This is a genomic window from Escherichia sp. GZ89, from assembly GCF_019366485.1.
GTDB lineage: Bacteria > Pseudomonadota > Gammaproteobacteria > Enterobacterales > Enterobacteriaceae > Escherichia > Escherichia fergusonii.
In genome coordinates, this window is sequence record NZ_JAEOHX010000008.1 from 74,500 (window position 1) to 96,677 (window position 22,178).

Annotated in this window: 13 protein-coding genes; 4 read left to right on the plus strand and 9 right to left on the minus strand. The window is 51.3% G+C overall.

Annotated elements, in window-relative coordinates:
* The first annotated feature begins 261 nt into the window (after positions 1–261).
* The 3 genes from K0335_RS14095 (at position 262) to K0335_RS14105 (ending at position 2,073) form a co-directional block, all read left to right on the plus strand.
* On the plus strand, positions 262–777 hold the full coding sequence (locus K0335_RS14095) for a glycine zipper 2TM domain-containing protein (protein ID WP_001009600.1): 516 nt from the start codon (positions 262–264) through the stop codon (positions 775–777).
* A 15-nt stretch (positions 778–792) separates the two neighbouring features.
* On the plus strand, positions 793–1,341 hold the full coding sequence (locus K0335_RS14100; protein WP_000722175.1) for a DUF5384 family protein: 549 nt from the start codon (positions 793–795) through the stop codon (positions 1,339–1,341).
* Positions 1,342–1,446: 105 nt separating this feature from the next.
* Positions 1,447–2,073, plus strand: coding sequence for an SMI1/KNR4 family protein (locus K0335_RS14105; RefSeq protein WP_000095792.1), 627 nt, complete (start codon positions 1,447–1,449; stop codon positions 2,071–2,073).
* Between the two features lie 87 nt (positions 2,074–2,160).
* On the opposite strand, the gene guaA is transcribed toward K0335_RS14105, so the two are convergent.
* Positions 2,161–3,738, minus strand: a complete 1,578-nt coding sequence (gene guaA / locus K0335_RS14110) for a glutamine-hydrolyzing GMP synthase (RefSeq protein ID WP_000138270.1) — start codon at positions 3,736–3,738, stop codon at positions 2,161–2,163.
* Positions 3,739–3,806: 68 nt separating this feature from the next.
* Positions 3,807–5,273, minus strand: coding sequence for an IMP dehydrogenase (gene guaB, locus K0335_RS14115; RefSeq protein WP_001299507.1), 1,467 nt, complete (start codon positions 5,271–5,273; stop codon positions 3,807–3,809).
* 161 nt (positions 5,274–5,434) lie between these two features.
* Here guaB and xseA point away from each other — a divergent pair, with 161 nt between their 5' ends.
* On the plus strand, positions 5,435–6,802 hold the full coding sequence (gene xseA, locus K0335_RS14120; protein WP_000937870.1) for an exodeoxyribonuclease VII large subunit: 1,368 nt from the start codon (positions 5,435–5,437) through the stop codon (positions 6,800–6,802).
* Between the two features lie 54 nt (positions 6,803–6,856).
* Here xseA and K0335_RS14125 read toward each other — a convergent pair whose 3' ends face one another.
* The 7 genes from K0335_RS14125 to K0335_RS14155 form a co-directional block, all read right to left on the minus strand.
* Positions 6,857–14,950: an adhesion domain-containing protein gene (locus K0335_RS14125; RefSeq protein ID WP_219393873.1), complete on the minus strand. Its 8,094-nt coding sequence runs from the start codon at positions 14,948–14,950 to the stop codon at positions 6,857–6,859.
* Between the two features lie 109 nt (positions 14,951–15,059).
* Entirely contained in the window at positions 15,060–16,052 is a 993-nt protein-coding gene (locus K0335_RS14130) for a SinI family autotransporter-associated protein (protein ID WP_148048159.1), read from the minus strand.
* 55 nt (positions 16,053–16,107) lie between these two features.
* The gene (gene sinH, locus K0335_RS14135) at positions 16,108–18,282 is read right to left on the minus strand and encodes an intimin-like inverse autotransporter SinH (RefSeq protein WP_219393875.1); all 2,175 of its coding nucleotides are present in this window, start codon (positions 18,280–18,282) and stop codon (positions 16,108–16,110) included.
* Between the two features lie 209 nt (positions 18,283–18,491).
* Positions 18,492–18,707: a zinc ribbon domain-containing protein gene (locus tag K0335_RS14140; protein ID WP_000422357.1), complete on the minus strand. Its 216-nt coding sequence runs from the start codon at positions 18,705–18,707 to the stop codon at positions 18,492–18,494.
* Positions 18,708–18,769: 62 nt separating this feature from the next.
* Positions 18,770–20,242, minus strand: a complete 1,473-nt coding sequence (der, locus tag K0335_RS14145; protein ID WP_002431662.1) for a ribosome biogenesis GTPase Der — start codon at positions 20,240–20,242, stop codon at positions 18,770–18,772.
* A 118-nt stretch (positions 20,243–20,360) separates the two neighbouring features.
* Positions 20,361–21,539, minus strand: coding sequence for an outer membrane protein assembly factor BamB (bamB, locus tag K0335_RS14150; RefSeq protein WP_001177077.1), 1,179 nt, complete (start codon positions 21,537–21,539; stop codon positions 20,361–20,363).
* Between the two features lie 10 nt (positions 21,540–21,549).
* Positions 21,550–22,170 (minus strand): YfgM family protein, encoded by a 621-nt coding sequence (locus K0335_RS14155; protein ID WP_000409194.1) that lies wholly within the window; start codon positions 22,168–22,170, stop codon positions 21,550–21,552.
* Positions 22,171–22,178 lie beyond the last annotated feature (8 nt).

The window sequence follows — 22,178 nt, forward strand, 5'->3', positions numbered from 1 at the left end:
TGATATTTTCCTGTCTGTATTTGCAGTTAACCTTAGATGATGTGGGTATATATGTAATATACACTGAATCATATAAAGATTAGTTAATTAGAAAAAATTTATACATTAAATGTATATAATAAATCATATATTATTCATCATTACATTCACCAAAAATATAATTATTAATTTTCTTTTCTTGTTTCTACGCACTCGATTTACTTTTTAATTGCGATGATCTTAAATAGGTTGTTTTCTCAATACACACAACAAGGAATAGTGATGAATTTTAAAAAATGTTTATTACCTGTAGCAATTATGGCTTCTATTGCTCTTACCGGGTGTCAGTCAAATGCCGATGAACATGCGGCCGATGTCTATCAGACCGATCAGTTAAACTCTAAACAAGAGACTAAGACGGTTAATATTATTTCCGTTCTGCCAGCAAAAGTTGCGGTGGATAATACGAAAAATAAACAAGCTGCACAGACGTTCGGTGCGGTATTGGGTGCTGTCGCTGGCGGCGTAGCTGGCCACAACGTCGGTTCTCGTAGCACACTGAACACCACCACAGGCGCTGTTGCTGGCGGTGCAGCTGGTGCGGCGGCAGGTTCCATGGTTGATGACAAAGTGTTAGTTGAAGGTGTTTCCTTAACCTATAAAGAAGGCAAAAAAGTATATACCTCAACTCAGGTAGGGAAACAGTGCCAGTTCACCACTGGTTTGGCGGTGGTCATCTCTACCGCTTACAATGAAACCCGCATTCAGCCAAACGCGCAATGCCCTGAGAAGAAATAATATCAGGGGGGTGTCATGAAGAAAATTTTGCTATGCGCCATTCTCTCTACGCTTAGTAGCACTGTTTTTGCCGCTTCATTACAGGATCAACTTTCTGCTGTCGCAGAAGCTGAACAGCAAGGTAAAAATGAAGCGAAAAAAGAGCATGACGAATGGGTAGCGCAACGCAACAGGGAGATCCAGCAAGAGAAGCAACGGCGTGCTAACGCCCAGGCAGCAGCGAATAAAAAAGCTGCTGCTGCGGCAGCAGAACGCCAGGCTCGTCAGGACAAACTGGATGCTGAAGCAAGCAAAGATAAAAAACGTGATCAAGGCTATGAAGATGAACTTCGAAGCTTAGAGATCCAGAAACAAAAACTGGCTCTGGCAAGGGAAGAAGCGCGAGTTAAACGCGAGAACGAATTCATCGATCAAGAGCTCAAACGTTCAGCTGCGCATACCGACGTTGTGCAGTCGGAAGCTGATGCAAATCGAAACATGTCCGAGGGCGGTCGCGATTTACTCAAAAGCGTAGGCAAAGCAGAAGAGAACAAAGCCGAGAAGTCAGATAGCTGGTTTAATTAAACTTTTGCGATGTATGATTAAGTCAAGCCCAAACTGCCTGCAGTTTGGGCTTTTTCATTAAAAAAACAGATTCCTGTACTCGATTTAAATAAGGTCAATCTTGATATGAGCTCAAAATCTGACGCCATAATAACTGAAAGTGACATTCCACCATTGGTATGGCCAGAATTTACGGATATTTTTGCACGTATTAACTGGTGGCGCGCCTGTGCCCTTGCCTGGAGTGTAGAGTGGAACCGACTCTCACCCATTACCCCTGTTCTCGCCAGTGAAATTGATGCGCTCGAACAAAGGTTGGGGTGTACCATTCCCCTATTACTTCGCACATATCATGAACACATTGGCGCTCTTGATCTGGCGGAAACGCTTTGCAGTGTGCAACCGGCACCTTACGCGGCAATTGAACCATTAATCGACGCGTACCCAGGGATTACAGATCTTCTGGAAGATCTTTCTGATAGTGATGAACAGAGGAATCTTGTCGGCCAACTTATCGCTTTTGGTGACTATTTAGGGAATGGCAATTTGTGGTGTTTTCACCGGGTAACAGGCGAAGTCTGGTACTTTGATCACGACTGTCCACCGATGCTGACACAAATGTTTAGTGATGTTGGTCAGTATCTCGACCTGGTCATGTTTAAATGTCTGCTCACAGTGCATGGTGAGGAAGATAACGAAGACATGTTACGCGAGAAATTAGGTGAAGCGTTGGTGGAAAAATGGATGTATTAAGTCAGAGTAGTATCTTAATTAGATGTGAAGAATATTTAATGATGGCACTTATCCTTGTGCCATGATCATTAATCAATTATCGGGAAATCATTCCCACTCAATAGTTGCTGGCGGCTTGCCGCTGATGTCATACACCACGCGGGAAATACCGTTCACTTCATTGATAATGCGGTTGGAAACGCGACCGAGGAAATCGTACGGCAGATGCGCCCAGTGTGCGGTCATAAAGTCGATGGTTTCGACAGCACGCAGAGAGACAACCCAGTCATACTTACGGCCATCGCCCATTACACCAACGGAACGTACTGGCAGGAAGACGGTGAACGCCTGGCTGACTTTGTCGTACAGGTCCGCTTTACGCAGTTCTTCAATAAAGATGGCGTCAGCACGGCGCAGCAGATCACAGTACTCTTTCTTCACTTCACCCAGAACACGAACGCCGAGGCCTGGTCCCGGGAACGGGTGACGGTACAGCATGTCGTACGGCAGGCCCAGCTCCAGACCAATCTTACGCACTTCGTCTTTGAACAGCTCTTTCAGCGGTTCAACCAGGCCCATCTTCATCTCTTTCGGCAGGCCGCCCACGTTGTGGTGAGATTTGATGACGTGAGCTTTACCGGTTGCAGACGCGGCAGATTCGATAACATCAGGGTAGATAGTACCCTGCGCCAGCCACTTCACATCTTCCAGTTTCAGCGCTTCTTCATCGAATACTTCAACGAAAACGCGACCGATGATTTTACGTTTTGCTTCCGGATCGTTTTCACCAGCCAGCGCTGACAAGAAGCGATCTTCTGCCGGAACGTGAACAATGTTCAGACCAAAGTGATCGCCAAACATATCCAGAACCTGCTCTGCTTCATTGAGACGCAGCAGGCCGTTGTCGACGAATACGCAAGTCAGGTTTTTGCCGATTGCGCGGTGCAGCAGCATTGCGGTTACGGAGGAATCCACGCCACCAGAGAGGCCAAGGATCACTTTATCGTCGCCTACCTGCTCGCGGATACGGGCTACAGCATCGTCGATAATTTTCGCTGGCGTCCACAGGGCTTCACACTGGCAGATATCACGCACAAAACGCTCCAGCATGCGCATACCCTGGCGAGTGTGAGTCACTTCCGGGTGGAACTGTACGCCATAGAAGCGTTTTTCTTCGTTAGCCATGATGGCGAACGGGCAGCTTTCGGTGCTGGCTACGGTGATGAAGTCGGACGGGATAGCGGTAACTTTATCGCCGTGGCTCATCCAGACATCGAGCAGAGGTTTACCGTCTGCTGTCAGAGCATCTTCGATACCGCGAACCAGTGCGCTGTCGTTTACGACTTCAACCTGCGCATAGCCAAATTCACGTTCGTTAGAGGCTTCAACATGACCACCCAACTGCATTGCCATGGTCTGCATACCATAGCAAACGCCGAATACCGGTACGCCTGCTTCAAAGACATACTGCGGCGCACGCGGGCTGTTTTCTTCGGTGGTGCTTTCCGGGCCGCCGGAAAGAATAATGCCGCTTGGATTGAAGTCACGAATTTGTGCTTCTGTCACATCCCACGCCCACAGTTCGCAGTAAACACCCAGTTCACGCACGCGGCGCGCAACCAGTTGGGTGTACTGAGAACCGAAGTCCAGAATGAGGATGCGATGCTTATGAATGTTTTCCGTCATTGACGCTTATTCCGAGGCAAGTGAAACAGATAATATAAATCGCCCGACATGAAGTCGGGCGAAGAGAATCAGGAGCCCAGACGGTAGTTCGGGGACTCTTTAGTAATGGTCACGTCGTGAACGTGGCTTTCCTGAATGCCCGCACCGCTGATACGTACAAACTCCGCTTTAGTACGCAGTTCGTCGATAGTACCACAGCCGGTCAGGCCCATACAGGAGCGCAGGCCGCCCATCTGCTGGTGAATGATCTCTTTCAGGCGACCTTTATAGGCTACGCGACCTTCGATACCTTCCGGCACCAGTTTGTCGGCAGCATTGTCGCTCTGGAAGTAACGGTCAGAAGAACCTTTGGACATCGCGCCCAGAGAGCCCATCCCACGGTAAGACTTGTAAGAACGGCCCTGGTAGAGCTCGATTTCACCTGGGGATTCTTCAGTACCCGCCAGCATGGAACCTACCATCACCGCGCTTGCACCAGCAGCGATAGCTTTGGCGATATCGCCAGAGAAACGAATACCACCGTCAGCGATAACTGGAATCCCGGTGCCTTCCAGGGCTTCTACTGCGTCAGCAACGGCGGTGATCTGCGGAACACCGACGCCAGTAACAATGCGGGTAGTACAAATAGAACCAGGGCCGATACCCACTTTAACGGCACTGCAACCGGCTTCTGCCAGCGCGCGGGCACCTGCAGCTGTTGCCACGTTGCCGCCGATGATTTGCAGGTCAGGATATTTAGCGCGAGTTTCACGGATACGCTGCAGAACACCTTCAGAGTGACCGTGAGAGGAGTCGATCAGCAGAACGTCAACGCCTGCGGCAACCAGCGCATCAACACGCTCTTCGTTACCAGCGCCCGCGCCAACCGCTGCACCTACACGCAGACGGCCTTGTTCGTCTTTACACGCGTTCGGTTTACGTTCCGCTTTCTGGAAGTCCTTCACAGTGATCATGCCGATCAGGTGGAATTCATCATCAACCACCAGCGCTTTTTCAACGCGTTTTTCGTGCATTTTTGCCAGCACCACTTCACGGGCTTCGCCTTCACGCACTGTTACCAGACGCTCTTTCGGCGTCATGTAAACGCTAACCGGCTGGTTCAGATCGGTAACAAAACGCACGTCACGACCGGTGATGATGCCGACCAGTTCGTTTTCTTCGGTAACTACCGGATAGCCTGCAAAACCGTTACGCTCGGTCAGTTCTTTCACTTCACGCAAGGTAGTTGTCGGCAGTACGGTCTGCGGATCGGTTACCACGCCAGATTCGTGTTTTTTCACACGGCGAACTTCTTCAGCCTGGCGCTCGATAGACATGTTTTTGTGGATAAAGCCGATACCGCCTTCCTGAGCCAGAGCGATAGCCAGGCGAGCTTCCGTTACGGTATCCATTGCTGCGGAAAGCATAGGAATATTCAGACGAATAGTTTTCGTCAGCTGGGTGCTGAGGTCAGCAGTATTCGGCAGAACGGTAGAATGAGCAGGAACGAGGAGAACGTCGTCAAACGTCAGAGCTTCTTTAGCGATACGTAGCATGGGCAATATCTCGACCAGAGTGGTTAATAAATATTGCCGCGGCATTATACAGAGCGTAACCGATTGCATCTACCCCTTTTTGCAAAAAATGCTTGCTATCCCCGGAGGGCGGGTTACTATCGACTGAATAACCTGCTGATTTAGAATTTGATCTCGCTCACATGTTACCTTCTCAATCCCCTGCAATTTTTACCGTTAGCCGCCTGAATCAAACGGTTCGTCTGCTGCTTGAGCATGAGATGGGGCAGGTGTGGATCAGTGGCGAAATCTCTAATTTCACACAACCGGCTTCCGGTCACTGGTACTTTACGCTTAAAGACGATAACGCCCAGGTGCGCTGCGCGATGTTCCGCAACAGCAATCGCCGGGTGACCTTTCGCCCGCAGCATGGACAACAGGTTTTAGTTCGTGCCAACATTACGCTGTATGAACCGCGCGGCGATTATCAAATTATTGTCGAAAGTATGCAGCCCGCCGGTGAAGGTTTACTGCAACAGAAGTACGAACAGCTTAAAGCGAAGTTGCAGGCTGAAGGGTTATTCGACCAGCAATTCAAGAATCCGCTACCGTCACCTGCGCACTGCGTGGGCGTTATCACCTCAAAGACCGGTGCTGCACTGCACGATATTTTGCATGTGTTGAAACGCCGCGATCCGTCTCTGCCAGTGATAATTTACCCGACCGCCGTTCAGGGCGATGACGCACCGGGGCAAATCGTTCGCGCCATTGAGCTGGCGAATCTTCGCAACGAATGTGACGTACTGATCGTCGGGCGTGGCGGTGGTTCGCTGGAAGATTTATGGAGTTTTAACGATGAACGCGTGGCACGGGCGATTTTTGCCAGCCGCATTCCGGTGGTCAGCGCCGTTGGGCATGAAACCGATGTGACGATTGCCGACTTTGTTGCTGATCTACGTGCGCCAACGCCGTCAGCCGCCGCCGAAGTGGTGAGCCGTAATCAGCAAGAATTGCTACGTCAGGTGCAATCGACCCGTCAACGGCTGGAGATGGCGATGGATTATTATCTCGCCAACCGCACGCGTCGCTTTACGCAGATTCATCACCGTTTACAGCAGCAGCATCCACAGCTCCGGCTGGCGCGTCAGCAAACCACGCTTGAGCGTCTGCAAAAGCGGATGAGCTTTGCGTTGGAGAATCAGCTTAAACGCGCCGGTCAGCAACAGCAGCGATTAACACAGCGGCTGAATCAGCAAAATCCGCAGCCGAAGATTCACCGTGCGCAAACGCGGATCCAACAGCTGGAATATCGTCTCGCTGAAACACTTCGCGCACAGCTTAGCGCCACGCGCGAACGCTTTGGTAATACAGTGACGCACCTCGAAGCGGTGAGTCCACTCTCCACGCTCGCACGCGGTTATAGCGTTACCAGCGCCGCTGATGGCGCGGTGCTAAAACAGGTTAAGCAGGTGAAAGTGGGTGAGACACTGACCACTCGCCTGGGCGATGGCGTAGTGATCAGTGAAGTGAGTGCTGTGACGAAAAGCCGCAAGCCGCGCAAAAAAAACTAATTACTCTATACGTATCTGTCTTTCGGGCACGGCGATATTTAAAGCTGGATAACCTTACCTGAAGCATGTAGCAAACCCGGATGTTTTCGCAGGCTGAATACCACAGTTTAGCGTGCCAGCCCCTTCTTCAATACCACAGTAAAACGACCCGGCCTTATCAGTAGATAAATATGGGAAGCTTATCGAGGAAGGCCACCCCAGCGAGCTAAAGCCAGAATGCAATGTCTGTAATTCTGCGGTGGTTGGCGCGTTATTCATACTGTCGCACTGCTGTGCAATATCCCATTTATTAGCATCTATAACATGTGCCAGCGCCCAGGTTTCATTATTCACAGTTGGTGTACCTGCCGCTGTAGCCCCTGACGGCAACTCTGATTTCAATAGTGGGCGATGTAACGTCTTGCCACTTACTGTGGCGGTATCCGCCATATGTCCCCAGAAATAAGCCGTGGCAACATTCGGACTGGTCGGCACGGTGAAAATGGTATCCAGCGTCGCGGTTATCGCGGCGTTATTGGTCAGCGTCACCGTCAACGGCGTTTTATATCCAGGTGTATTATCCTGACGAACGGTAAAACTTGCCGTACCGTCTGCCCCTGTCACACCGTCGACCGTATTCCCACTGTCAGCCAGCGTTACCACCGTCCCGCTGGCAGGTTGTACCGTCATATCATCCATCGCCGCAACATCACCATACAACGTCGCCCCGCTGTTGCGTGGCACGGCTTCACCACGTTTTAAGGTGAAAGCGACATTCGGTACCGGCTTCCCGGCGCTGTCTTTTACGGTAACAACGAGGGGCACGGCTTCACCTTTTTTTACCTTCGCTGCCTGCGTAGTAGCATCCAGCGCCGTCGATGTCAGCGTGACGCTGGAGACGGTCGCGCGGGGGTTAACCAGACAGGCCTGATACGCGGTATTCACCGTCCCCCACGCTGAACCATTACTCAGACTGACTGCCTGCGGATTGCTGCCTCCCTGCCAGTTATCCAGCGCCCACCACGTATGCTGCGTAGACCAACCAATTTGAGTCGTCAGCGTATTCCCCGGATAGCGCGCGTAGAGCGATTCTAAATCATCGCTCAATGGCCGACGCGCCGCTTCACAAGGACTGAGGCTGCTGTCTGCCCTCTGAGTTGCGTTAAACACGGGCCAGACTTCATTGTTACTATTGACCTGACTAACCCCGGATGTCGACGGCAGCTCTTTCCACAATTTAGGTCGTTCAAAGACCACGCCGTTTTCCGCCGTTACCGTATCCGGCATATGGCCCCAGTAGGTCGCCATTGCGGAATCCGGGCTGGTAACGACGGTAAAGATCGCATCAAGGACGCTGGTAGTTGCGACATCTCGCGCCAGTATAGCGGTGAACGGAATGGCCAGGCCGATGGTCTCAGGCTGTTCAACATTGAAAGTGGCCGTACCATCACTGCCGGTGAAACCTTGCCATTGCGTATCGTGTGCGGCCAGAGAAAACTCCGCCGACACAGGTGTCAACTCTGTCAACGTCATTCCATTTGCCGCCGTGTTCACTCCTGTTCCTGAACGACTCATCGCTGAACCACGCCCGAGCGTCACGGCCTCTCCCGCCAGCGGGTTGCCATCACGATCTTTGACCGTCACCACAATTGGCAGTGGGTTACCTTTTTTCACTGATGCGCTGGGTCGCCCGCCATTACTGGGGGTTCTGGCGTTATCCATTGCGGATGACGTCAACATTACGCTGACGCCTGCAGGATGCGGCTTCGTCAGGCAAAGCATCAGCGCGTTGTTTGCTGAGCTCTTCGCGATATCTCCTGCGCTCAGACTGACCGTCTGATACTGCCACGTATATAAATCCGGCATGACCATATCATAAGCCCACCACTTGCCTGCATATATCGGCACCCCCAGGTCAGTCTTTATCGCGCCGTTGGGATGATCATTATACAAATCCAACAATTCATTACTGCGCGGTTGATTCTCCAGCGGACAATCTGTCGATGTTAAATTTTGAACGTTGCTCATATACGACCACACTTCACCATTGCCGTTAGTGCTAATCGATGACCCTGAAGTCGCTTCGGCTTTCAGCAGCGGTCGTCTGAAGGTGACACCTGCCGAACTGGTAAAGGTGTCCGGCATGTGCCCCCAGAATTTCGCACTCGGTGAGTCCGGGCTGGTTATCACCGTGTAGATAACATCCAGCGTGGCGGTTTTGGTTGTATCGCGCGCCAGCGTGACGGTTATCGGTGTCGCCAGACCGGTCGTGGCATTCTGGCTCACTTCAAAGGTGGCTGTGCCATCACTGCCCGTTGTTCTGAGCACTTTTGCCCCATTTGCCGTCAGCCCAGCGTCACTGTTCGCGGGTATCAATGACTTCACGGTAAGATCATCCGCACTCGAGTTAACGGTTGCTTTCGAGCGATCCAGCGTCGTTCCACGCGTGAGGGTAAAGTCGGCGTAGGGTACCGGATTCCCGGCGCTATCACGTACGGTCACCGTCAGCGGAATCGTCTCCCCTTTCTTCGCTACGGCGCTCGGTCGACCACCATTGCTGGCCGTTTTTGCCGCATCCTGTGCTGTTGAAGTGATCTCTATCATCGCCGGAACGGTATGCGGTTCCACCAGGCACATCACTACCGCCGTATAACTGGACGGTGCCTGAACTGTCTGACCATTAACGAGTGAAAACGCCTGGTTGCTCCAGCTACTGCCAGAAACCGTCATCATGTCGTAGGCCCACATATACCCGGCGGAAGTCGGCAAGCCGAGCACCGTGCCCAACTGGTTGTTAGGGTAATCCGCATACAACCCCTGCATATCAGTCGTCAGCGGTTGATAACTCTCATCACATCCAGCCTTGCTGGCATCCATTTTCTCCGTTGCTGTCAGACGCGACCAGACTTCATTATTGGTCGTTACCGCCGTACCACCAGAAAGTTCAGCTTTGAGGAAAGGCCGTTTGAAGGTGACGCCTTCGCTGCTGGTAAAGGTTTCCGCCATATGCCCCCAGTAGGCCGCCAGTGGTGTATCCGGGCTGGTGACGACGGTGAAGATTACAGGCAAGGTGTTCGACGACACGCCGGTATCGTTCAACAGGGTATAAAAGTCGGTTTTGAGTCCGGTGGACGCATCCTGTCGGAGTGTTATCGTGGTGGTTCCGTCTGGCCCGGTCACGCCATACACGGTGGCCGATGCATTGGTATCAACTGTACTGGCCGCTGCGGGTGTCACCGAAACAGTCTGCATCGTCACTAATGCATTCTGGCGATTGAAAGAACTGCTGCGCTTCAGTGTAAACGGCGTATTACCCACCGGGTTTCCTTGCGCATCTTTGGTCGTGACGCGGATAACAACCTCATCGCCTTTTTTCACCTTAATGGCGCTCAGGGTATCGTCAACCTTAACAAATTGCGTGGCGTCCGCAGGCTCCAGAGAAACCTGGCTGGCAACAACCGCAGGCGTTGTGCGACAGGTTTGTAATGCCAGCACGGTGGTCACGATTTGAGAAACCGCGCCGGAATTCAGTTGCACCACATTGTAATAACGGTTACTTAATTGCGTATCACTCGGTGTATTGGTGAGATAACTGGTTGCTACCGGCCATCCCTGCACTGTCCCCATCGCATTACCACTATTGGCACTGTACAAGGACCTCAGGCCATCCAGTGTCGGCATATACTCTGCACCACATCCATCCATATCGGTGTTATTTGACTGAACCACACTGAATCTTGCCCAATCTTCGCCATTCTCAAAAGTGCTATAGCGTGCATAGTTATTGGTAAGTTCTTTAAACAGTAATGGTCGCTTATACGTCATGCCATCAGAGGCCGTTACCGTTTCAGGCATGTGCCCCCAAAAATTCGCTTTAGGAGAATCTGGACTGGTTACCACGGTAAAGACCACCGGGAGGGTCGCCTGAACGCTGCTGACGCCATCCAGTGATGCCGTGAGATCTGTTCTTAACCCGGTACTGTTATCCTGTTTCAGCGTAAAGGTTGTCGACCCGTCAGCCCCCGTCACGCCATAGATCATTTCGGTTGTTGCCTGAAAATTACTCCGCGTGTTTCCCCAGGCATCGGTTACGGTCAGCGCACCTACACTCGCTGTCGCTGATGTATACCTCCGGTTTATGCTGGTGGCACGTTTCAGAATAAACGCCGCATTGCCAACCGGGTTACCTTGCGCATCTTTCGTGGTGACGCGCACTACCGACTCTTCGCCTTTTTTGGCTTTAACCACACTCAGTGTATCGTCAACATAAACCAGGGCCGCAGGATCTGCCGCTTCCAGTAGAATCTGGCTCACCGTGGTGACCGGCGTGGTTTGACAGGTCAGTAGATCCAGTGTCGACGTTGACACCATGGCACTGGTGCCATTACCGAGATCCACCGCTTTGTAGTTACGCTGTTCCATGCCAGTGTTGTCGGGCGTGCTGGATAAATAACGCGTGACTACCGGCCAGCCCTGGACGGTTTTGATGGTATTGCCAGCGTGATTATCAAACAACGACAACAACCCTGCCTGAGTGGGAACATAGCTAGTGCCGCAGCCGTTACTGGTTGAGTTCGCCTGGGTTTGAGTAAACAGCGCCCAGTTTTCATTGTCTTCGAATATTGCTGTTCGCCCGGTCTGACTCGACAGTTCCTTTATCAGCAATGGGCGTTTAAAAACGGTACCATCTGCCGCCGTTAAGGTTTCCGGCATATGGCCCCACATTTTCGCTTTGCTACTATCCGGGCTGGTGACCACAGTAAAGATCGTATCCAGGCTGTCTTTTTTTGTTGCATCGGAATACAACGTCGCCGTCAGCGCCGTTTTGGTGCCGTGAGTATCCGGGCGGGTAATATTGAGGATTTTGCTGCCGTCGCTGCCGGTCATGGCAGTATAAAATCCCGCGGTGTCGTTCAACGTCGTTTCATCCGCCAGCCCGCTGTTAATCACCACCGGTGCCACCAGCGCATCGCCACTACCGGCAATATGTTTTTCGCCCGTGCGGGTATAACCGTCTCCGCGACTGAGTTTAAATGGCATATCCGTGAGCGGATTACCCTGCGCATCTTTTACCGTTACCTTAACCCGTAGCGTTTCGCCTTTTTTCAGCTTCGCCGCGTTATTTCCGGCAGCCCACTGTGCGTTATCAACCACATCCAGCGTAATGCTGCTGGCAGGTTTGTTCGCCGTCGTCAGGCAACTGACGTAAACCGGCGTATCGCCGCCGATAGCCTGTGCGCCGTTATCCAGGGCAATGGTGTAATAGTGCGGCGTTACATCCGCGGGAGAACTGCTCCAGTAAGGCTGACGCTGCGTCGGCCAGCCGTGTGTGGTTTGCACAGCATTGCCGTTATTAGCGTCATAGAGCGCACTGAGCTGTGAGCGGCGCGGCAGCATATTGGTTCCGCAACCGCCTTTACTGGTAATGGCCGTACTGGCCTGGCTAACGCGCGCCCAGACTTCGTTTTTTTCCGTTAATGTGCCATCCGGACTGGTGATTTCTGCTGCCAGCTTAGGCCGGGTAAAGGTTAATGAATTAACGGTAATCGTTTCATCCATATGGCCCCACATCTGGGCGCCGGTAACATCCGGGCTGGTTGGGGTGGTAAAAATAACATTGTAATTAATGGCATTTGGTAAATGGGAATTTACCGGCGTAATGCTCAGCACGGTTCTTAACCCCACCCCTTGGGGTTGCTCTATTTCGACCGTTGCCACGCCTTGTGCATCTGTCGTACCCGTATAAACCATCGACGGCTGCGATGTGCCGTATTGCATGTTATCCATCGTGATTGCACCGCTGCTCGGGTCATCAAACCCGCTCACCTGCCCTGCTCGGTTATACCCCATGCCTTTGGTGATGGTGAAAGCAGTAAAGGGAACGGGGGTATTATTGAGCGCGTTAACCGTACGCACGGTCATCACGATGGTGTCACCTACTTTGGCCTGCGCTTTGCTGCCAGGGGTGATATCGTGATCGGTGCTGACTTCAACGTTCGCTACCATCTCATTGCCAGAACAGGAGAGGTAATTTCGCTTAAAGCCGGAGTAGCTGTCGACGCTCCCGTTCGCCAGATTCACCGATGAATGCGTTGCTTGCTCCGCCGCGCTTAAGTAGCTTTGTTGTGCGGTAGGCCAGCCATATTCCGTGCCGATGACGTTGCCTGGATGGGCGGTAAATAAGCCTTCAAGTGAACTCTGCCGGGGTATATGGCCCACACCGCATTCCGCCTGCATACTGGTGTCTTGATCGAACAGCGCCCAGTCTTCGTTATTTTCCCGCACCGATCCCAGTTCATGCTCAGTTTCATCCGCCAGTAATGGGCGTTTGAACAGACTGCCAGATTCAATAATACCGCGCATATGGCCCCACATCCGCGCCTTGTCGCTGTCCGGGCTGGTGATCACAGTAAAAATCACGTCTTTGTCATCTGTAGCCGTAAAATTGCTGCGCATTTTCGCCGTGATATGGGTTTTCACGCCTGCGCCGTCGGGCTGGCTCAGGGTTAGCGAAGCCTGACCGTTGACATCGGTCATGCCTTCATAGGTGTGAGCATCAACCTGTTGTAAATTCGAACCACCAGTAATCTGCACCGGATGGGCTTCCCAGGCAGGATCGGTTTGATTTTTGCGGTTAACACCGTCATCCAGATGCAGCGAGAAGTAGTAATACGCCAGCGGTTGATCGTTATTTTTATTGTCGGTGATCGTCAGACGCATCGAGACGTCATCGCCCACCTTCGCTTTCATCGCCTGTGCCGTATCATCATAGTTTTCGGGCGTAAGGACGATTTTCGGCTCGACATCAGGCGCGGGTTTATCCACGCAGCTTACAAGAAATGTGGTGCTATCCGGCTTTTGCGTTTCACCACGGTTAGAGACATCCGCCGCATGGTGCTGCCCGGTGGTGCCCGCCAGCGATGACCAGTAATAATTCCCCTGAATCGGCCAGCCAAGGACTGTCTGCACCGATGTGGGAATAACGGTCGCCAGCGCGCCGAAGTGGCGCATGCCGGGCAGCACGGTGCAGTGGCTATCTGCGCCGCTCCAGGTGAAGGTGGACCAGGTTTCGTTGTGATCGACGACCGTGGCGCTTTCATTGCTCACTTCTGCCGCCAGCTTTGGTCGACTGAAGGTGTAACCGTGGGCTTCTACCGTCTCTGCCATATGGCCCCACATCGTAGCCTGCGCCACGTCCGGGCTGGTGAGCACCGTAAAAATCACCGCGGTTTCGCTGGTTTGCGCAATGCCGGAAATGCTGACCACCAGTGGCGTTTTGACGCCAGGGCCATTCGGTTGGCTCACCGTGATGGTTGCCGTGCCGTTGGCATCAGAAGTGCCATGGTATTCGGTTACCGTCGTCGTTAACTCAGTGCTATCCAGTACCACTGGCGCAGTATTATTCACCGCCCCCTGGCGATTTTCAGCATCTTTACGTTTAATAATAAACGGAATATTACCCGCGACGTTGCCCTGACAATCTTTAGTCGTGACGGTTAGCGTGATGGTGTCGCCAACGGTGGTTTTTGCCGCCGCGATCGTTTCGTTATAACCGCTGGCGCTCACCGAGATTAAATCACCCTGTGCTGGCGCGATGTTCAGGGTCACTTTCTGGTCCACCAGCGCCACCATCCCCGCATAGGGATACCCGGTCGAGGTCAGCAGGTAGAGCAGTGGGAGGGTTTGCTGCGCATCAATCTGTGGCCAGGCCACCAGCGAGCGTCCGGCCAGCCCCTGAGCACAAAAGCTACGGTTGGCAATAGGTTGTGGGTTAAGGGGCACATCGGGCGTGACGGCATCGGCCCACACCAGGCTGACGGTAGGGGGTGTTTGATTTTCCCAGCGCAGCGCAGGTGGTGTAGAAAACTGGTCGCCTTCATTGTCCTGAGGATTAGCGACAATCAGGTTAGCAGCGTCATCGTCAACGCTAAATTCATTCGGTTTAGCAGAAAACCCGACATCATGAGATTCAGCAGGATTAAGCTGAACACTGCCCTGATAGACGGGTACGCTGGCGCTGTCGGCAAAAGGACCGGTTCCGTTAAACTCACCTGTAGAATCAGGATATGTCTGCCATTCCACCTCTGCCCGTGCAAAGTCAGACAGTATAAAGGCTGCCAACATGCCCAGAAGCATAATGATTTTCCCTGGTTTCAGACATACCGACATGTAGAAAACTCCAGCATGATAAACAAAACATCAACCTGTTTTGCTTAACGCGTCGCTAAGCAAAACAGGCGGAAAACAGCATTCCCGTATGGGAATGCTGTTGTGCGCATTAGTGGTGTTTGTAAATGATAGACAGCGTATAGCCCTGAACGCCGTCGCCGTTTGCCGGAATCGCAAGACCACTCTTACCATTACGGTCACTACCGTTAAGGCTGGTTCTTGCTTGTTCGTTAGTTTGCGGGATAACAATGTCTTTGTTATCGAAGCTGGCATTAGCAATACCGCCCGCCGCAGCAAGTTGTTTACTGTTACCGTTGAAGACCCACGCAAAGTCGTAGTTAGCGGTAACGTCCACATCCGTACCCGCATCGTACTTACCGTTCTGGTTTTCATCCGAGTACAGTTTGGCCACATACGTTTTGTTAAGTGCAATGGCCGTATTACCACCGATAAGGTTGGTAGTGGTGCCTTTCTCGAAGATGGCAACTTTCAGGTTCTGGTTCACAACCGGGCCGGGATCGACATTGTCCGTATCGCTGCCGCCACCGCTGGCCGTAGAAATATCCAGCAGAGTCAGCGAAGTTCCCTGGAAGGGATTACCGGTCTGGGTGATGGGCTGGATTTCAACACCGATATAACGCCCACGTTCGTCATTGGTGAGTTTATAACTTGTCTTGCCCGCCGCTGCGGTCAGCTCCGTTTTATCGCCACCCGCATTATTGCTGTAGCTGTACCATTTGATAGTCGCCGTCGTTTTCGCATCAATGCCTGCGGAACCATCATCGATATCCCCTTCGGTATCGCCGATATCCCAACCCAGCGTGATGGTATCCCCTGAGTAAAGGCGTTTATCCGTCTCGCTACCTGCAGGACGGGTACCTTTACCATCAGACGTCACTTTAATGTGACCCGCATCGTCCGAGTTAATCGTGGCATTCCCCCCTTCGCGATAGAGCCAGGGTACAGTCCCTTCGAATTCAGCGGTCGTTCCACTGGCGACCCAGGCGGCATCTTCCGCCATAGCGGCTGGTACGGCACAGTATCCAGCCAGCATCAGCGCCAGCGCGACTTTTGTCAGGCCACGTTTCATATGAGGTTTCATAAACACTCTCCTTGATTAATATTCAGCGGTGGCCCGATCAGCCATAGCGCCGACCCTATTTCTTGCTGTAATTGACCTGCAAACCGTATCCCTGCACACCATCGGTTACCTGAGCATTAAACTTTGCTGCCGCTTCCTTGTTGGTTACCGGGATCGCTATATCGACATTAGCGGTATTGGTTTGCGCGCCGGTATTGCCATTTACGCTATTCCCCGTGAATTCCCACTGATAGTCATACTGTTTCATCTCGTCGTCAGTGAGCTTCTCAGAAAGCTGAAACACGCCGTCTTTGTTAGCGTCACGCCACAACACAAAGTGATAGCGGCTATTGAGGGGCAACGGTTCTTTGTTACCGATAAGATTGACGGGCTTAGCCGCACCAACGCGGTAGATAAAAGCATTCAGCCCGCCGATGTCAGAACCCAGGAACGTTACGTCAACATAGTTACTGTCATCATAGGGGGCGGCTTTCGCCTTCCAGCGGAAAGTGCCGGGCAACGTACTGGAGAGCGTAACGGTCCCCTTTTCTTTATCTTGTTTGGCGATAAAAACGCACGGCACCTCGGTGGTGCAGGGTTTATTCGTCAGCGTCACTTTTTTATCGTTGGCATCAAACAGCTGCGGGCTGAGATTATCCTGCGGCAAGACATTACCGTTACGGTCAGTGTTGTCGCCAAAGCTATCGGTAACGTCGAGATCCATGACGACACCATCTACACCATCCGCTTGCGCGCTGGCTTCGTGGCTGTGATTGTTCTCATCCGGTACATTGGCGATGTTGTTAACAATGAGCTCAATTTTACGGTCCTGCTGAACGGTAATTTCCACCACGCCGGAGTTCTGCCGATTGCCTTTTTCATCTTCCAGCGCCAGCCGTACCCGCCAGGTATTGAGTTTTTCCTGGTCGGCTTTATCAGAGCTGTACTGCCAGGCAGGCAGCACCAGATTCCAGTGGTTGTTGTTCCCTTCGGTAAGCGTATTTTCTTTGATAACTGGCATCACCAGCGTACGTGCAGCATTGTTTTTCGCCTGCCAGGAAGCAGCAACGATTTTGTAGTGATGATTAATGAGCGCGTTAATGGTCCACTTACATTTTTCCAGCCCGATGGCTGCTTCTGGCGTATCTTTAATCACGCACTCGGGATGTTCATTCGTCGCATCGGCTTTCAGCCACAAAGTGACATCGAGGGGATCTTTCTCTTTGTATTCCAGAACAATAAAGTTGTTACGTTCAACAAAGTCGTGACGGCTGCCCATGAGCGAGTGAGCCGCGCTCACTTTGTCAGGATCAAGCTGGTCTTTGAGCGGGACGCCAAACTGGTAGTTCAGCGTTGCGTTAACAGAAAGATCGGTATTATCGCCAGTGCCAGCTTTGAAATCTGTACCGACGGCAATGAGCTGTACGGGCTGGTATTTCACACCCAGCGTGACGGCGAAGGGATCTTTCTCCAGATTATCAGTTCCAAAAAGCGCGACTTCATCACCGTAATACTGTTCGAAAACGATTTTACCGCCAAGCTGCGGGTAAGCGGGTAGCCAGGCGTCGGCGCGAATATCCCAGCCGCGCGCAGGACGCTCCTCATAAAAATCAAAATCTTCGGAGTCTTTCCAATCAGAAAGCGGGTGATAATAGTTGCCAGAGAATTTTAAATAATCAGTCCACGCTTCGGCACCTAAACCTAAACGGCGATGTCCTCGGGTAAAATCATAATCATAAAATATATTTCCACCCAATAACCATTTTTCAAAATTATGTCTTACACCAAGCCCAATATTCCCGATCGTACGATCTTCTTTTCGTTGTGCGGAAAATTGGCTGAAATAAACAGTAGTTTGATTATCATACCAGGGAACAAAATAGTCGATGGAACTGCCATCCAGACCGCCGCCCTGACCAAGAGAAAGATTCGTTCGGACCTTACCGTAGGGGGAGAGTGTATCCTCAATATAAGATTGTGTCGTAGAGGTAATTTGACTTTGCAGATAGCTTCTGGCCTGGGACTCCAGCGCCTCGGGTGTCAGGTTTTCAAACCCTTGCGTGGCGGAGTTAATGACGTAATCGGCACCACGCTCTTTTAGCGATTTACCCTTGTTAGTTTGTTCTTCCTGTTGTGCGGCCTGACTACCTAAATCAGGTAACGATTCTTTATGCTCAACATTTATCTCTGGAGCCGCAAAAGCAGCTCCAGAGATAAATGTTAGCATAATACAGCGTTTCCATCGCAGCATGCACATCCCCTGTGACATTAATAATGCTTAAAATAAGCTTTAATATTCTATTCCAGATTGTTCAGAAAGGCACGCCAGGAAAACTAAATATAATCTTAAATTTATAACACAGTGATTTCATTCACTTGTATTTGCGCTTCAACAAATAAAATAGGATGAAATCATTTATATTATGAATACAAATGATTACATCATATATTTAAATAATATTAAGCAACAATAAATTCAACGCGCTTTTTGGATATTAAACCGTGCCCATGCTGGCAGAAATAATCTACTGCACCACAAGCTTTTAACACCTGTAATGGCTGATGGCAGTCAGGACAAAGCGCCTGAATGGTGAAATCTTTGGCACAAGTTGCACAGTGGGCAGTTTCACCGTTGCGTTCGAGAGGGTTATGGCAGGTTGGGCAGTTGAGTTCCATAAATACTCCTCGCCTGTTGTTCAGTTTCCCTCTCCGTTTGGAAAGGGAAACCAGATAAGTGATTACTTACTTTTCTTAATATGCTTCATCAAACGCTTACGCTTGCGCATCTGGGTCGGCGTCAGGGTGTTACGCTTGTTCGCATATGGGTTTTCCCCTTCTTTGAACTGAATACGAATCGGCGTACCCATCACGTCCAGAGACTTGCGGAAGTAATTCATCAAGTAGCGTTTGTACGAATCAGGCAGGTCTTTCACTTGGTTGCCGTGAATCACCACAATCGGCGGATTGTAACCACCGGCGTGGGCATATTTCAGCTTCACACGACGCCCGCGAACCAGCGGCGGCTGGTGATCTTCAACCGCCATGGTCATGATACGCGTCAGCATAGATGTCCCCACACGACGGGTGGAGCTGTCATACGCTTCACGTACTGACTCAAACAGGTTACCAACGCCGCTGCCGTGTAATGCAGAAATAAAATGCACGCGAGCAAAGTCGATAAAGCCCAGACGGAAGTCCAGCGTCTCTTTTACTTGCTCTTTCACTTCCTGGCTCAGGCCGTCCCACTTGTTCACTACAATCACAAGTGAGCGCCCACTATTGAGAATAAAGCCCAGCAGGGAGAGATCCTGATCGGAAATACCTTCGCGAGCATCAATCACCAACATCACCACGTTGGCATCCTCAATCGCCTGCAATGTTTTGATTACGGAGAATTTCTCTACCGCATCGGTGATTTTGCCGCGTTTACGTACGCCGGCAGTATCGATGAGTACATACTCACGTCCATCGCGTTCCATTGGAATGTAAATACTGTCACGCGTGGTGCCTGGCATGTCATAAACCACAACGCGCTCTTCGCCAAGGATACGGTTAGTGAGTGTAGACTTACCAACGTTTGGACGACCAACTATCGCCAGTTTGATTGGCAGGCTTTGCGGGTCGAAGTCATCTTCCTCTTCTTCTTCGCCGTTTTCTTCTGCTTCAAATTGCGCCCAGTATTCAGCGTCTTCATCCACTTCTTCTTGTGGTGTGAGATCTTCCATCCACGGCAGCAGCACGTGCTCCAGCAGACTTAATACGCCACGACCGTGAGATGCGGCGATCGGGTAGATTTCACCTAAACCAAGCGAGTAGAAATCAACCACCGCCTGATCAGGATCCAACCCGTCAGTTTTGTTTGCCACCAGGAAGGTTGGCTTTTCGCGGGAGCGCAGATGTTTGGCAATCGCTTCATCCGCAGGCATCAGGCCAGCGCGCGCATCGACCATAAACAGCACAACATCTGCTTCTTCGATCGCAAGCAGCGATTGTTCTGCCATACGAGTCTCTACACCGTCTTCGGTGCCATCAATCCCGCCAGTATCAATACAAATAAACTCGCGGCCTTCAATTTCTGCACGACCGTATTTACGGTCACGAGTCAGACCTGGGAAATCCGCAACCAGCGCATCTCGTGTGCGAGTTAGACGGTTAAATAACGTGGATTTTCCGACGTTAGGGCGCCCGACAAGCGCGACCACAGGTACCATGTTTAAAGCCTCATTTTTATAAATCATCAAACAACGCTCACAAATTTGCGCCGTTGTTAAAAACAGGAAAACGGCCCCTTGCCCAGGAGCCGTTTTTTAAAACTAACAGCCGAGACGATTAACGCGTAATGGAATACAGCGTACCGTCTTTCGCCTGGATTAGCAGTTTGCCATCAGCAGCTACCGGCTCAGTAACAAAACCAGAGCTATCAACTTTCTGTTGAGCAACAAAACGACCATCTTCGGTGTTGATCCAGTGCAGATAACCTTCGCTGTCACCCACCACCAGGTTGCCGTTATACAGCACCGGAGCAGTTAACAGACGATGCAGCAGATCGCTTTGCGTCCATAAGGTCACGCCACCATCAGTGGTCAGCGCCAGCAAGCGGTCATTCTGATCGACCAGATAAATACGGTTACCGTCAACGATAAAATCGTTCACCGAACCCAGTTCGCGTTTCCACATAATCTGACCGCTACGCAGATCGAGCGCAGTCAGATTACCATTATAAGCCAGTGCATAAACGACGCCATTTACGACCACTGGCGTAGTATCAACATCGCTCAAACGGTCAATCTCTGTGGAACCGGTCGCCTGAGAGATACGCTGCTGCCAAATCATCTGGCCTTGCTGCATCAACACGGCACTGACGCGACCATTATCACCACCGACAATCGCTGCACCAAAGGCGGTTGCTGGAGCAGACTCACCACGCAGTGAAAGCGAAGGCATATCAAGGTTAACCGTCCATTTGATAGCGCCGTCAGCTTCGTTCAAAGCCTGCAACTGACCATTGCTGGTGTGAATTAATACCAGACCATCGCTAACCACCGGGCGAGAAAGCGCCTCACCAGCAACTTTGGTCTGCCATGCAACAGTTCCGTCGCCAGCATTCAGCGCATAAACCTGCGCTTTTTCGCTACCCACATAAACCTTGCCACCCGCAACCGTTACACCGCCAGAGAGCAGTGCTGGGGTTTTCGATAACCAGCCATCTTTCTCAGCAAGACTGATAGACCAGATTTCTTTGCCATCGTCAGCATTAACGGCTTTAACGACACCTGCGCGATCGGCTGCGTAGACAACGTTATCTGCCAAAGCAGGATGAAGATTAGAGTAGTAATCACCAATACCGTTACCGACCGAGGTGCTCCACGCCGTTGACGGTTCAAATTGGTTTTCAACCGTCGGTAATGGGGACATCTTAACGACATCTTCTTCGCCGCTAAATAGTGAACAACCGCTCAATAAGGTAACGGAAAGCAGTCCTGGCAGAAGTAATTTACGCAATTGCATCGGGTCCCTCTCAGATGGACAAATTATTGATTTTCATCCGCATCATTTCACTCAACGCAGGAGAGGCATCGCTTTTCACACCCGCTTCCCATGCGCTACGCGCACCTTGTTTATCGCCTTTACTCAACAACGCTTCGCCACGCAGGTCGGCAACTATTGCTGCCCATCCTTCACCTTTGATTGTGTCGAGGGTTTTTAGCGCAGCATCTGCTTGTTTGAGTTGCACCTGAACGCGGGCAAGACGCAGATTAATCACCGCTTTGAGATTTTCATCGCTGGTAGCTGTCAGCCCTTGTTGTAACTGAGCCTCAGCTTTCTGCAATTCATTTTTGTCAACAAACTGCTGCGCAAGTTCCAGAGAAGCCAACGCACCGTAGGTATTTTTGTTCTCTGTCACAAATTTCTCTGCAACAACAATACCTTCAGGTTTACCAGCACTCGCTTCGGTAACTGCATTTTGATAAGCCAGAGAAGCAGAGCGTGCAGTCTCAACTTGATGACTGTTCCAGTAGCGCCAGCCAATCAGTGCGCCTACTCCTAAAATCACCCCAACAGCCAGGGCTTTGCCATTTTCGGCAAAAAAGCGTTTTACCGCGTCAACCTGGTCGTTTTCGTTCTCGTAAATTTCCACGCTGTCCT

Coding starts and splice junctions, on each gene's coding strand:
- K0335_RS14130 (WP_148048159.1), bottom strand. CDS start 16,052: ATGAAACCTCATATGAAACGTGGCCTGACAAAAGTCGCGCTGGCGCTG.
- xseA (WP_000937870.1), top strand. CDS start 5,435: ATGTTACCTTCTCAATCCCCTGCAATTTTTACCGTTAGCCGCCTGAAT.
- K0335_RS14100 (WP_000722175.1), top strand. CDS start 793: ATGAAGAAAATTTTGCTATGCGCCATTCTCTCTACGCTTAGTAGCACT.
- bamB (WP_001177077.1), bottom strand. CDS start 21,539: ATGCAATTGCGTAAATTACTTCTGCCAGGACTGCTTTCCGTTACCTTA.
- K0335_RS14105 (WP_000095792.1), top strand. CDS start 1,447: ATGAGCTCAAAATCTGACGCCATAATAACTGAAAGTGACATTCCACCA.
- K0335_RS14125 (WP_219393873.1), bottom strand. CDS start 14,950: ATGTCGGTATGTCTGAAACCAGGGAAAATCATTATGCTTCTGGGCATG.
- guaB (WP_001299507.1), bottom strand. CDS start 5,273: ATGCTACGTATCGCTAAAGAAGCTCTGACGTTTGACGACGTTCTCCTC.
- K0335_RS14140 (WP_000422357.1), bottom strand. CDS start 18,707: ATGGAACTCAACTGCCCAACCTGCCATAACCCTCTCGAACGCAACGGT.
- K0335_RS14095 (WP_001009600.1), top strand. CDS start 262: ATGAATTTTAAAAAATGTTTATTACCTGTAGCAATTATGGCTTCTATT.
- der (WP_002431662.1), bottom strand. CDS start 20,242: ATGGTACCTGTGGTCGCGCTTGTCGGGCGCCCTAACGTCGGAAAATCC.
- sinH (WP_219393875.1), bottom strand. CDS start 18,282: ATGCTGCGATGGAAACGCTGTATTATGCTAACATTTATCTCTGGAGCT.
- guaA (WP_000138270.1), bottom strand. CDS start 3,738: ATGACGGAAAACATTCATAAGCATCGCATCCTCATTCTGGACTTCGGT.